Annotated in this window: 6 protein-coding genes; 2 read left to right on the forward strand and 4 right to left on the reverse strand. The window is 43.3% G+C overall.

What is annotated here, in order from left to right; all coding sequences use genetic code 11:
• Window positions 1-182 precede the first annotated feature (182 nt).
• Together QL898_RS12895 and QL898_RS12900 are read right to left on the reverse strand one after the other, a co-directional pair.
• The gene (locus tag QL898_RS12895; RefSeq protein WP_290177093.1) at window positions 183-1,415 is read right to left on the reverse strand and encodes a lipocalin family protein; all 1,233 of its coding nucleotides are present in this window, start codon (window positions 1,413-1,415) and stop codon (window positions 183-185) included.
• Window positions 1,416-1,864: 449 nt separating this feature from the next.
• Window positions 1,865-3,010 (reverse strand): NUDIX domain-containing protein, encoded by a 1,146-nt coding sequence (locus QL898_RS12900; RefSeq protein WP_290177094.1) that lies wholly within the window; start codon window positions 3,008-3,010, stop codon window positions 1,865-1,867.
• Between the two features lie 292 nt (window positions 3,011-3,302).
• Here QL898_RS12900 and QL898_RS12905 point away from each other — a divergent pair, with 292 nt between their 5' ends.
• Complete coding sequence (locus tag QL898_RS12905; RefSeq protein WP_010200173.1) at window positions 3,303-3,467, forward strand: hemin uptake protein HemP; 165 nt, start codon at window positions 3,303-3,305, stop codon at window positions 3,465-3,467.
• Between the two features lie 151 nt (window positions 3,468-3,618).
• On the opposite strand, the gene QL898_RS12910 is transcribed toward QL898_RS12905, so the two are convergent.
• The gene (locus QL898_RS12910; RefSeq protein WP_290177095.1) at window positions 3,619-8,613 is read right to left on the reverse strand and encodes a translocation/assembly module TamB domain-containing protein; all 4,995 of its coding nucleotides are present in this window, start codon (window positions 8,611-8,613) and stop codon (window positions 3,619-3,621) included.
• A gap of 102 nt (window positions 8,614-8,715) precedes the next feature.
• Window positions 8,716-12,165 (reverse strand): BamA/TamA family outer membrane protein, encoded by a 3,450-nt coding sequence (locus tag QL898_RS12915; RefSeq protein ID WP_290177096.1) that lies wholly within the window; start codon window positions 12,163-12,165, stop codon window positions 8,716-8,718.
• Between the two features lie 567 nt (window positions 12,166-12,732).
• Between QL898_RS12915 and QL898_RS12920 the strand changes: the two genes are divergently transcribed.
• On the forward strand, window positions 12,733-14,064 hold the full coding sequence (locus QL898_RS12920) for an MFS transporter (RefSeq protein ID WP_057759165.1): 1,332 nt from the start codon (window positions 12,733-12,735) through the stop codon (window positions 14,062-14,064).
• Window positions 14,065-14,227 lie beyond the last annotated feature (163 nt).

A 14,227-nucleotide genomic window follows, 5' to 3' on the forward strand; every position in this document is an offset into this window, starting at 1 on the left:
ACCGATTAGCTAGCGTGCATAATAGGTTTCATTCTCTTATATCTTATATAGCTCTTATATATAGTTCTCATATACAGCTAGTAATAAAAGTAAAGGCAGCTATATATGCTGCCTTATTCGAGACGTAATAAAATACTAATCGCTATATGGTTTAATTAAAGCAGTAAATTCAGTTACATCTATTATGGTGCTAGATTCACCGTTTGATTACTCTGCGACGTCAATGTAAACTCTTTTAAGTCATAACCTTGCTGCTGAGCAATTTGACGATACTTAGTATACGTTTCCTGACTGATATTTGGCGAGCGTGCTAGTAACCATAAGTATTTTTTATCAGGCGTCCCTACTAGCGCGGTTTTGTAATCTGCATCACGTGCCAGCACCCAATAATCAGCACGGCCGACTGGAATCCAGCGAATCCACTTTGGTAAGAACGTCACTTTTAGTTTGCTGCCGCTTTCATCGACTGGCTTAGCCAAACCTTCTGCAACAATACCTGAACCATCCTCGCTCACACATTTGTTAGTAACCGTGATTCCTGAGCCATCATCTTTTTGAGCATAATTGGCTGTCACATCACCAGCACACTTGCGCTGGAAATACATCGGCAAACGGCCAATTTCATACCAAGTACCTGCATAGGTATTTAGATCTACGCTATCTACAGTAGTTGGCGTACTTGCAGATTTATGAATAATATCACTTGGCTTAACCGACAGCATATCGGTCGTGGTCTTCTCACTCATCGCATCATCAGACATTTCATTAGTTGCCGTGTTGTTGGTTGCCATGTTCACTGGCGGCGTGGCCGCATAGGCTGAGAACGCTGCTAACGGTATAATAATCGCTAAGGCAATGCCTGTATGTTTGATCAGTCCATTCATAAATATGCGCTCCGGTATTTCTTTGTAGGATGAATTATTTGCTGATGTATCATTGATTTTCTCAGCGTCGACAGCCTGTTCAGAACCACTGTTTAGATTATCTATTTGATCCTCTAACAGTCCCGACATTAATGGCTCATCTTCATTCAGCTTTTGTGGCTGCTTATTTCGCGCTGACTTATAGCCAGATGATCTGTAGCCACCAGCCACGTCATGATTGTCCTCATTGCTATTTTTTAGATCTTTGCTTATCTCATTGTTACTCATAGCTGACTCTTTTGCCCTAAGGCTTTTGTCGGCGCTTTTGTATCCAAAATAGCTGTCTTGCGAAGACGTGTTTTTTGCCAGATGGTGCGAATATTCGCCATTCGAGCTGTCGTGATTATAGCTAGCATCGTTACTAGCTTGGTTTGTCTGTTGTGTATCATCGCCATATTCATTGTCATTGAGCGATTGCTTAGGCTGCTGAAGTTGAGAACCAGCTGCCTGTGAATCAGTCCATGCTGACTCAGGTAACTTATTGGTTTTCATAGGAGTACCATTCTTAAATAGTGATTGTTAAAAACGCTTTATGTACGGCATCTATTTGGTCTCGTTTTCTAAAAGCCATTTGCTTTGGTATAAATTATTCGTGCAAAACTTGACTCTACAAAAGCTTTTTTATTATTGTATTTTGAGCATTACTTTTGGTTAGTCACTCGTCTATAGAAATAAGATCAACGTATCGTAGATATGCAATATATATTAAGGACAACTGGACTATTAAAACAGTAGTGCAATGTAGGAAAACGCAACGGTTTGTAAGTAACTATGGGGTTTGAGTGTTGTTTGAACACATCATAACCACACAGTTACTTACTGGATAACTAAGTTAAAAATCCGTTATTTGAACTTACTAAGCTTAATATGCAAGTCTAATACGGGTCACATTCAGGCAAATGACACGATGGATTCCCTATAGCTTTTTTGAGTCATGCGGATTATATAAACTGACGAATACCTGCCACACTGATACCGCCATACTGCAATGCTTGATTGAGCATAGCAGGCTCTAGACCACCTAACCCAATAACAGGCATATCAGCTAACTCTGCTAACCCTGACCATGCTTCCCAGCCAAGCGGTGTATCGTCAGGATGCGTTTGGGTGGCGAGCACAGGCGATACGAAAGTACCAATCACTGGTGGCAATGCATTCTGTATGCGCATGCTGGCAAGTTGATTGGCTGCCGTTATGCTCGCGATGTCATGGCAGCTGACGATAAGCGGATGGTCTTTAGATAACGACTGCGTTAGAGCTGTAGAACTGCCATCCTCATCAAAGCATTGCATCAGTGCCGTTTGTGTTAAATGCTTAGCAATTATCCGCTGGCCAATCTTTGTCTCATTAGCGGTTAGTGAGCCTTGCCCATTTAAAGGCTGCTCATTATCACTAGGTAAAATCGCTAAAATATCTGGACGTGCCGTTATCAATTGCTCAGCAAGATGCTTAGAATTTGCATCCTTCAAGCGGATATATACCCACGACTCTGATGCTAGATTTTCTTGATGATACTGTAGCCATGCCGCGGCTGCATCAGTGTGTGTGCCAAAATGTGCTAGAGGATAAGTAATCGCTATCTTCGATGGAAGTTTCAACCATTCAAGGATTGTCTTATTAGCAGCGGGCAGATGATACGCTCCTGCCAAAAGCTGTGATTTGCTCACCCAAGTTAATGTCTGCCCTTCTAAACCCTGATCACAGTGTCTATGCTGCTCGTACTGCTTTGCTGTCAGCTCAATCTTATAAACCTGTAAGCTGACCTGCTTGTCGCCATAATCATGATGCAAACGTCCAAGCTTAACGATAGTATTATCATCAAGTAAGATACCCGTCTCTTCAGCCACTTCTCTTATCAACGCCTGCGCTGCTGACTCATTCGCTTCTATCTTTCCGCCGACGAACTCGTAACGATTTCCCTGATGCTGAGTAGCATCTCGAAACCCAAGCAAATACTGATCTTCATAATGAATGACAGCCACTGCAACATTTACGATATTTACAATGCTGGGTTTGTTAGTTTTCGTCTTACTATTTGTCTTACTTTCTGGCTTCGTCTCTGATTGTTGATTTGACCCGTTTAACATACTTATATCCTTTATTTCGGTATTTACTCTGATCATTTTTAGTAATTTAATAGTTTTTATAGGCTAGATTATTTATTTAATTTATTACCTAACCTATTAATTTATATAGATAAAAAACCCATTACAGATTTTTTATGACAGCGAACTTAGATAAGTTTACATAATAACTGCATTTTATTTTATCAATTGCCTTGCAAATTTATCAAATCTAAATGATAATTATTATCGTTAAAAACAATTACGCTATGGTTAGTCAATTTTTTAAGCCACTTCTTCTCAAAAGGAATTTACTATGAGCATGGTCATCTCTCGTTATTTAAACTGTCGTGAAAACCGTCTGCCTACTTTGCAATCACAACATCTATTTGCACTGACTAAAGAGGTACGTATCGAGCATGAAGGCGAAGAGTATCGACTACGCCTAACTCGCAACAATCGCTTGATTCTAACCAAGTAACGTCTATTTCAATAGTATCTGTTTCAATACTTCTATAAAAAAACGCCTTCGTTATGAGGCGTTTTTTTATAGGTCATATATTTTAAAAATCACTTTAGAAGCTAACTCAATCAAATTTGATCAAAAAGCAATTGTCCTCTAAATAAACAATTTAGAACTGCCAACTATAGACCACATCTACTGCATTTTCAGCTGCTGAGCTTGCTTCTACATAGATACGGCGTGTCAATTGATAACGAACAGAAAGACTGTTTTGCGCATTGAAAACACCTACGCCATAGCGAATGTACAAATCAGGGGTTACGTAACCTGTGACGTTGACATTGGTGTCCTCGCTACTACCTGAGGCATCGACTGTCAGGCTCTGCAAGCCGAACGCTTGTCCGATTTGATTGGTCAGGCTACGAGTACCACTCAGACCGAAGCTCAATCCAGCAGCGGCCAAATTATTGGTCACTTGCGACTTAAACCCTTGCTCACTGATTTGCGTCGCGCTCTTGTTATCAATGCGGCCTGTTACCAACGCATTCATTGCCTGCTGCTGGGTTAGTCCTGCATTGTTAAAGACGATAATATTGGGGCTTTCGGTCGTTCCTTTGACACGCAGACCGACTGTTTTGCCATTAATTGTTTTGGCTGCTTCAATGCTCAAACTCGGTTTCATCACATCACCATTGAAACGAACTTGACCATAATTCAGCTCTAGGCTTTGGCCAAAGGCATTGATATTGGTACGGCGTGAGACCTGTACAACACCTCTGGCACGCATGATACCTGTACCATTCTGCGTAACATTAATCGCACCTGCCAATGGAATGACGGCGCCAAAACCACGGAAGTTGATATCATCGCCCAAATCAACACCGATATCCGCATTGATTGACCAAGGTTTTGAGATAGCCAGTACTTCATCGATATTACCAATCAAACGGCGATCTAGTACGACTGCATCTTCGGTTTGAGTGATAATATCTTCACTGGCCTCAGGCGGACGAATGGTCGCAGACGGCACACTGATCGCCCCTTTTATATCAACATAACGGTCGCCTGGGCGCACGATAATATCAATATCAGGATCAATCTCAGCAACCAGTAATGGCGGCTGTGTGATAACTAGACCTTCACCAACGATACTTAATTTGGCCTGCAGTTTTTGCTGCCAATTGACTGTCCCTGACAATTCGCCTTCACCTGTACCACTATTGAATGTGCCATCAATGGTCGCTTGCGTGCCACGGATTTTGGCTGCCGCATTTACTTTGGACAGATTCACTGGCAAATCAAGCATGGCTATACGGCCGTCAGAGAGTTTTACGTCGCCATAGAACTGCGGTTTGGTTAAGGTGCCACCTAGGCCACCCGCCATTGTGACGTTACCTCTTAGGACGCGCATACCGGGGAAGAATGGCTTAAATATCGCAAGATCAAGCTCGTTCAGCACCAATGCACCAGAGATTGGTTTAGGGTCTTTATAAGGATCGACGATCACCTCAGCATAGCCACGCGCCCCGCGTCCAGTATTGATATCGGTACGCAGCTTAATGCCCTCAGGCACAGACAGAGCAATAAGAGAGACACGCTTGTATGGCAAGGTCATTGATGTGCTTTCACCATCTTGAACGAGGCCTATCTTGCCATTGTCTGAGTATAGCGTGGTATTAATGGTTGGCGGACGACCACGTTGCCATCCGACGATTGCTTTACCATTAATCTTGCCATTCCAGTCAATATCTTCTGGCAAGAATACTGAGAATAACGACGTGTCTAAATTCTGCAACGCTACATTGACTTCACCTTGGTCTGGCGATGCCACTAGTTTTTCTCGTAGACAGAGCTTGCCAGTTTGATCCGTGGCCTGCCAACAATGAGCAGCAAGCTGTACTTTTAGATCACGATTCTCACCACCCTGATTGTAAGGTAAATTCACAATCAGCTGTGCAGGTTGCAATTGATTCAAAGTCGCATATTTAGATTTAATGCGGCCTTTTCCAATGACACCTGACCAGCTTAGCCTGTCTCGATCAAAACCACCTTTTAGCCTAGCGCCGACATCGAGTTGCTTATTGGCCACATTGAGATCGACCACATGAGACTTTTCGGTACCATTAAAAGACGCTTTAACACTATCGAAACTTTGACCAGCAGCATCTAGGCCTTCAGCCGTCACGATTAACTGGCTTGGGCTATTAGCCAAGTTGACAAGCTTGCCGCGTACACGGCCTTGACGCAATATAAAGCCAGGTAGCGCGAGTCGCTCACCGACCAAATCAATATAAATAGTAGGCAGTGCTTGACCAGCTGGTTGAGACAGCGTGGCACCCCCAGTGACTTTGCCAGCCAGTTGACTAGACAGCTGATCTAGACTGGTGATGTTAATTTTGGTTTGTAGCTGCTTGGCATTGCCGTTAGCCGTGACATAGTTGTCACCCCAACGCAGCACAAGGTTATTAGCATTTAGGCTATCAATCAAAGCATTTACTTGCTTATACTGTGCTTGGGCATCTTGGGTCTGAAGCTGTTTAAAATAACTTGCTAAGTCTTTAGGCAGACGCATCTTCGCTGATAGGCTGCCTTTGGCACTCAGTTGCTGCCCTTTTAGCATGCCATTCAGATTGACTTGTTTAATATTGACAATCTGCTGCGTGTCACTCCAGCGACCATCTGTATCAATCGTACCAGTGATAAGGCTTGGGGTATCTTTTAGGAAATAGCCAATGTTAAAGCGATCCATCACCGCGTTGATATCCCATGCAACGCCTTGACGCACATCAACGGTACCGCTGGCATCGATACTACCTGCCGCACCCACATGATGGAAACGATTGATACGGATCAGCTGACTGTCACCACTGGCTTCTATATTCAGCTTACCTGCTGGCAATTGCTCGGCATCTAATATGCCGTTGAAATTTACGGCAAAGCGCTGCAAAGTACCTGCAGTATTTTTGCTGTTTTTTGGTGCATTTTGCCATTCGCCACTGGTCTTTAGATCGCCTGTGATTATCGCTGGATTATTAGGTAAAAAATAACCCAAGTTGAACTGGTCAAAACGACCATCTATATTCCAGCCGATATTTTTACGTAAGTCGATAACACCTTTCGCATCAACTGCGCCCGCTTCACCTTTATAGTTCAGCTTACGAATACTAATCAGCTTTGGTGTACCCGCAGCATCGATAGACAGACGTCCTTGTGGTACATCTGCTGTATCAATCCGACCATCAAAACGCGCATCAAATACTGACAGCTCACCACCTACGATATCGACACTGGCATCACCAGCACCGGTAATACCGATAGCACGATCCGCTTGCGTCGCATCGAGCTGCGCTTGCATATCAGTATTGTTTAAAGTAATCACGTGACGCTGTCCGCTGACACCATTTTTGGTGATGTTTAGCAATCGACCACGCGCACTTATACTACCTGTTAGGCGCTCAAGCGGTAAATCGCTACGATATTTCTTAGGGAGTAAACCTTTGGTACTGGCATCAATCTGCCATGTCAGTGGACGCTGTTTGCTCGCTAACTGAATCTGTCCTGTACCGGATAAATCTCCTACTATGCCGTTATAATTAAGACGATTGATATCTATGACATCACCAGCCTTACGTATACGTAAATCATAGTTGCCCTTGGGGGCAGCATTTAGCTCATTGATAACGGCATTGGCATCGACTGATAAGGTCGAACCACGAACGATGACGTCTGCCTGCCCACTAGGACTGTCGATATTGCCAATATTGGGTACGTTGCGGCGGGTTAAGTTTTTCCAGTTAGCATCAATATACCAAGGCGCGACTTGCTTAGATTTAGCAGAGGTTTTACCACGGACCATATTGGCATTGATATGCTCACCATCGCGCTGACGCAAATCTGCATCAATCTGCGTATTACCAGTAGAATTCTGCTGCTGATAACGCAATGACAGCCTACCGTTTAGAGTTTGCGGGGCATAAGCTTTGAAGTCAGTATATTCATCCGGAATAGCTTGGCGAATATCAAAGTTACTACCCGTCGCACGTACCGTGGCTTCAAAGCTGTCTTTCCAATCTAGAATACCTTGTAATGCCAAACGTCCCGCTGGCACGTCAGCATCTAGGCGATCTATACGTAGCTGACTGTTGGCGATAACGGCGCGGCCTTGATAATGACCTGATGGAATGTCTTTGGCCGTCAATTCAGTATTGATACGCAATCGTATCTCAGAGATGACACCAGAAGCTGTGGCTGTACCGCTTTGTAGGCGAATGTTTTGGCTATCAGCGTAAGGGATAAGAATATCATCCCACTGTAGTTTTGCATCAAACGGCGCACCTGCATCTAACCCCTGTACTACAAAGTCGCCTCTCACATCGCTATCGTTATAACGACTGCGTACTTTACCAACAGTACGTTTGAGCGATCCCGTTGCAGATATGTTTAACGGGTCGATATAGGCTTTTTCAAGGGCGCTGACTTCCGCAATCGCACTCAAATCTAGTGGATAGTCGCCCTGTAGGTCGATCTCTCCTTGTAAGGCACTGACTTTCACGATATCAGCATACTGCAAATCACCACGGCCAACGGTTACCGTACTACCTACCCACGTCAGGTCACGCGCCGTAATGTCTTGAATAACGATAGGATCTTTGGTTACTTGCTTATAAGTAATTTTCTTAATTTTTGCTTGATCAAAACGCAAGTTTACTGGCAACTTTAAAGTTTTATAATCAAACGGTTCACCAGTCGGCGGTTTTTTATTGATAATCTCTATGGTCTGAATGTCTGCATCACTTAAATGCACTTCTTTTGCAAATACTGCGCGCCAGCCTATTTTCACATAGGCTTTATCTACCAATATCTCAAGATCTTCAGTCGCTTCAATATCGATATCGGTGACCCAAATACCATCGCGCAAGTTACCGCGTCCGTATTTGAAATCAATACCTGTTTCAACACTGATTTTTTCTAATATAAACTTCGTACCAGCGTCAGTACCTGCTGCATAAAAGAATATGGCAAACATAATCGCTAGTACGATAAGCACCAATACCAGAAGTTTGAGCAGAAATGACAACGGATACCAACGCCTAACGGCACGGGCATCACGCTGTGCTGGATCTTCATCTGGAGCATTATTAGGCGGGGTATTTTCTGTCAGCATGACACTCAACTACGTTAAAAAATGAAGACCAGCAATCGGTACGATAAGTGATAATTAGAACATTTGGAACTACTAAACATTTGGAATTACTACATTGAGCGATTATAACGGTGAACCAATAAAGAAGTGTAGTCGTACTGGAATGCTTTCCTCGGTCACACCAGCAGCCACATCGACGCGCACCATTCCTACAGGCGATGCCCAGCGAATACCGACACCAACGCCGACTTTTGTCTCAGTGTCAAAATCTTTGTCATAGGCATTACCGACATCAGTGAAGAATGCGCCACGGAAACCTGGTTTAAATTCATAGTTATACTCAGCACTACCGACCGCTAGCACCTGCCCGCCAGTTAGATAGCCTTTATCTAGTGGTGACAAGCTCTCATAGTCATAACCACGGATACTCTGATCGCCACCTGCAAAGAAACGCAACTTATAAGGCACATCGTAAAAATCATCCGCCCAGATATAACCGGCATTGGCACTACCTAATACTTGATGCTTTTTGTCTTCGCCAAAGCTATAGATACCACTAACGCCTGCGCGAATAATCGCCATATCGGTATCACTGAATGCGCTATCAGTGCCAGCCTCGATTGAGTAGTACTGGCGCATACCTTGCGTTGGATTGGTAGCATTGTCAGTATCTGTTTTATTCATACCATAGCCAAACAATAGCGCGCGCTGTTTCGGACTTGAAGAGGTAAAGCGGATAGGCAGATCATCTAGTGCTGCTCCATCAACCCCCGTCTCAAGCTCATCCAAGCGGTAACGCACAGAGTAGCTGCGATTCCAACCAGTGTCACTACGAATGTTACGTGCCAAAGCCGCTTTTAGCGTTGTGGTCGACAGATCAAAGTTGCCTTCGCCTTGGTCAATCACTTCCTCTTCATAAGTAAGACGTGCATCTAGCTTATCATTAAGCGGGTGCTTCCATGGTCGACTGGCATACACAGCTACGTTTTTGCTAATTCTCGATACTTCTGTTTCTGCACCTGCTTGATAGCCTTGGCGATTGAGCAGGTTGTAGTCTATTTTTGCGGTGGCGCGAACGCCTGTATCTGTTCCATAACCCAGACCAACTTGAGCGTCACGTGGTTTGTCCGCATATACAAACACATACAAAGGTACTTTTTTGCTTTCTGCAACGTCTTGCGGCGTTTTACGTCCTGCTAGCGTTGGCGGTACAAAGTTTTCATCAGCAATCAGACTCTTTTCGTCGGGGAATATCTTTTGTGCAACATTGCTAATTGAATCACTAATTTTGCCCAATAAATTATCAGCTTCCTGATCTTTTTCATCGAGCACGCGATCATTTGGCAAGCGGCTTAGTCGCTCTGCTTTTTGTCTGATGGCTTGCAGCTTATCAAGGGTGGCTTCATCAGCTTCAAAATCAATCGCAGCGATATCCGCTTCATTGACCGTCTCGCCACTATTAGCAGTCAGAGCATTATCGCTCTCTACACCTATGTCGCTATTATCATTGACCGTATCTTCAGTGCTAGCAGTTACATTTAAGGCAGCTGCGCTATCATTGTCTACATTGTTAATGTCGTCATCTAATGTGTCGTTACCCTCGGTAGCAGCATTGTCAAACGCCAAGGTACCAGCTTCACTACTATCAGTTGGTGGTAGTATCGACTCGACGTTGACCGTATTAAAGTAACGAGTTGCCGATAAGTCGTTACTAAACTTCGTAACTGCTGGACGATAAAACGGCTCACCCGGCGTAAAGCCATAGAGCTGTTGTAATAATGAAAGCTCTACTGGTAGCTTGTCAGGGTCTTGGGTCAGCGTATTGGTTTCTTTGTCGTAGGTAAAAAATACCACATCGTCAAACTCGTAACGATCACCCGTGTTATAAACCAACGAGACATCTGCTTTATTGTCCGGCAAGATGATATCAACAGATTTGTTCAGCCAATACTGGTCAAAGTAGCCGTAGGTATTGCTCAAGGCCTCTAAAGCCGCTTTACTGCTCTTATAGACCCGGTGATTAAAAATATCACCTTCTTGCGGTGGCAAGTCTGCCTCAAGCGATGCAAACTCTTCTTGCTCACTACCCTTACCGCGAATCTCAATAATACGGCTGTCTACCAGTACCGGCTCGCCTAGCTCTTCAATCACAACATTGACTGTATCGCGGTCAGGTTGGGTCAGACGCAGCTCAACCTCGTAGTAACCAACGGCTTTAGCAGCATTCTGTGCCGTCTCACGCAAACGTGGCAATGCCGCAGTAAAGTCAATAACCGACTGAACGGAAGTGTCATCCAGTGCTGCTTTAATGTTTTTCATTGGCTGAATGTCATTATCAGCCTCAACTAGCTGAGCCTTACCATCAGGAGAGTCTTCAGCGGATACTCGCTCTAGATAAATAGTGGTTTCTACATTTGGCAAAGCCACCACGCCACCGTCATTGAAAAAGCGATTGTACAGACGCGTCACGATATTACCTCTATTGCGCGCGCGTGGCCGTGGTCTATTGGCTTGTTCGATACTTTGATCGACGGCCTGAGTATCATTCTGATAATCTGGTAGATAGTCATTAGGATTGATAATATCTGTTGTCGTACCTTCTACATCGGCAGGTATATTCGTGCCAGCTATCACCTCATTACTACTATCATCAGTCGTCAGACCATTTTCATTCTTAACAGTAGCTTCATTCCTAGCGACATCTTCATTGCTAACAGCGCCACTCACCTCAATCGGACGTGACATCCCTTCAGCTGTATTCGCCTGTTCTTCTGTTGTTTCACTTCTACCCAACGTATCAAGGTTGTTAGGTGCTGGCAAGTTTGTTGCATCTAGCTCTGTATCTAGACCAATTGGCGACGTTGTGTCATCTAACGTAGCGATTGGCGCATCAAAGTCACTGTCATTATTGCTAATATTGATACTATCAATGTCTTGAGCATTCTGCACATCCATTGCCGCTAGCTCACGATCGATCTGCTCAGGGGTCATCATTTGATAACCCTGCTGCTGTATCTCGGTTGCTTGTTGCAACAGGTCATCATTAGAAGCGATTGATTGAGCGTTATTTGGATTATATGAAGTACTTGAACTATCAGTGAAAGTTTCTAGATTTTGAGTGTTTTTGTTTTGAGAAGTTGCGTTTTGAGCATTGGCATTTTGCGTGGACGAGTTTTTAGATCCTGACTTTGTCGAGTTGGGTTTCTTAATGCCCAAGCTCTGTTCGCTATAGTCGTCCAATACTGACTGATCGATAATGCCTTGTTCCACTGCTTTTTTTAGACGTAGCGCATCTAGAGCCATATCTAGCTGAGTATCGTCATCTGACAATGTAGCCGATTGCTTGATAGATGCTTGATCATTCGCGGCTTGACTATTGTTATTCTGGTTACTAGCCATTTGATTGCTATCAGTTTGGTCAGCAGCAGATGAGTTGGTGATAGCCGTATTGTTTGCATTATTAATGGTATCTGCCATTGCCGCAGGTGCCATACCGAACAAACTGGTCGCAAGCGCAGTGCACAGTGCAGAGCGTCTGAAATTTTTACGCGGCGCTGCTGGGTATGTACTCAAATTATTACTATCGTTTTGGATTATGGCTATGTCACGCTGCATCATTAGACCCTTGCATGCTCGAGTTGAAGGCTGCTTTATCATCTTTACGTCCTATCAGCTCACGCGGCACAATCTTATCAACGATAACGATCGTCAAGTCTGACCGGTGAATAAACTTATAGCAGTTATCTGCAATTAATGGTTTACTACTTTAATTTTATGACTGGTTATCTATAGTGTCGGCTTTAGCACTGTATGTCTATCGCCTTGTAGGTCTACTAGCTTAGAGAAGGCTACTAGCTTATAAATAGCATTGATGAGTAGTAGCCTTTGTTTTCACTACTATTTATACCCTAAAACACAATCACATAAAATTTATAAATCATAACTTAGTTAAATATCGAATCATAGCATTGACTGCATGTATTTTCACCGAAGCCTTGCTATTATACGGCTTAATATTGATAAAACCTATGCTATATCTTGATATAGTTTTTAATAAAATTTACGATTATTATCATAAAAAAATTGTCGTTCAGCGCCGCTATTTTCTCTATCAGTCGCGATTTATCTGTAGGAATGTCCATGTCCAACCAGTTTCAGTTATTCAAGCGCCGTCGTTTTAGCGCTATGTTTTTCACCCAGTTTTTGGGCGCATTCAATGACAATATTTTTAAGCAGGCGCTCATACTGGTGCTGACTTATACTGCCGCCAGTAAATTGGGCGTAGAGGTCAGCATCCTCAATAACTTGGCCGCTATGTTATTCATCCTGCCCTACTTTTTGTTTTCTGCTTTGGCAGGACAGATTGCTGATAAGTATGAAAAGTCAAAGCTCACGCAGTTTATCAAACTCCTTGAGCTGGTCATTATGGCAGTTGCCGCAGTCGGCTTTGTCTTTGAATGGTATGCACTGCTATTTGTCGCGTTGTTTTTGATGGGCACACATTCGACCTTCTTTGGACCGATTAAATACGCTTATCTGCCGCAAGCGATGAAAGAAGATGAACTGGTCGGCGCCAACGGCCTTTTTCAGATGGGTACTTCGCTGGCTATTTTGGTCGGGATGATTGTCGCTGGTATTTTGACTCAGCTATCACAATCATTGTATTGGATTAGTGCCACGGTGTTGGTTGTCGCTGTTTTAGGATATTTAGCCGCACGCTATATTCCTACTATGCCAGCGATGCAGCCTGACCTGAAGATTAACTGGAATATCATTACCACCAGCTTAGCCACTGTACGTTACTTATACTCCTTGCCTTTTTTGTTCTTTATCATTCTTGGCAACAGCTGGTTTTGGTTTTATGGGGCGACGTTTTTGACCCAAGTGCCAGAGTTCAGTAAGGTGATTTTGCTTGGTGATGAGTCAGTTGTTATTTTCTTACTCACATTGTTTTCTGTTGGTGTGTCAATCGGTTCAGTACTGTGCAAAACATTGACCAAAAATAAAGTCAGCTTGCGTCTATTGCCATTTGGTATTGCTGGATTAAGTATCTTTGCTATTGATTTGTATTTTTCACTTTCAGGTTTAGATATAAATGTGAATAATGACACATTACTTGGCATCGGTGATTTGTTTAATATAAGTGGTAGCTGGCGTGTCTTCGCGGATTTATTCTTATTAGGATTCAGTGGTGGTTTGTATATCGTACCGCTATATGCTTCTATGCAAGCCTACGCACCTAAGAGTCATCGAGCACGTATTGTTGGCGCGAATAATATTTTTAATGCGATATTTATGGTTACCTCAGCGATTTTTGCGATTGTTATCTTAAACGTTTTAGGGTTTACGCTACCGCAGTTATTTTTGGTGACAGGGCTATTGAATATCGTGTTTGGCGCATTTTTATACATCAAACTCAATAAACATATTAAGCATGCCGTTATCCAAACCAACGATGGTATAGCGCCGTAAATAAGTTTGGCTCCATAGATATAGTCTAATGTTGGGCTGATGACTTCGTTGCTTTTATTGCTATAGCAACCTACGAACTATCTACAAGTTATTTATGAGCTACCTAGACAGTAATATTCGAGCCGATAATTTAGATTGTTTGCTATAGTAATACGCATTATGC

Source organism: Psychrobacter sp. APC 3279, assembly GCF_030407795.1.
GTDB lineage: Bacteria > Pseudomonadota > Gammaproteobacteria > Pseudomonadales > Moraxellaceae > Psychrobacter.

Bases quoted from the DNA above. Each gene is read 5' to 3' on its own strand.
- QL898_RS12910 (WP_290177095.1), bottom strand. From the start codon at position 8,613: ATGCTGACAGAAAATACCCCGCCTAATAATGCTCCAGATGAAGATCCA.
- QL898_RS12900 (WP_290177094.1), bottom strand. From the start codon at position 3,010: ATGTTAAACGGGTCAAATCAACAATCAGAGACGAAGCCAGAAAGTAAG.
- QL898_RS12905 (WP_010200173.1), top strand. From the start codon at position 3,303: ATGAGCATGGTCATCTCTCGTTATTTAAACTGTCGTGAAAACCGTCTG.
- QL898_RS12920 (WP_057759165.1), top strand. From the start codon at position 12,733: ATGTCCAACCAGTTTCAGTTATTCAAGCGCCGTCGTTTTAGCGCTATG.
- QL898_RS12895 (WP_290177093.1), bottom strand. From the start codon at position 1,415: ATGAAAACCAATAAGTTACCTGAGTCAGCATGGACTGATTCACAGGCA.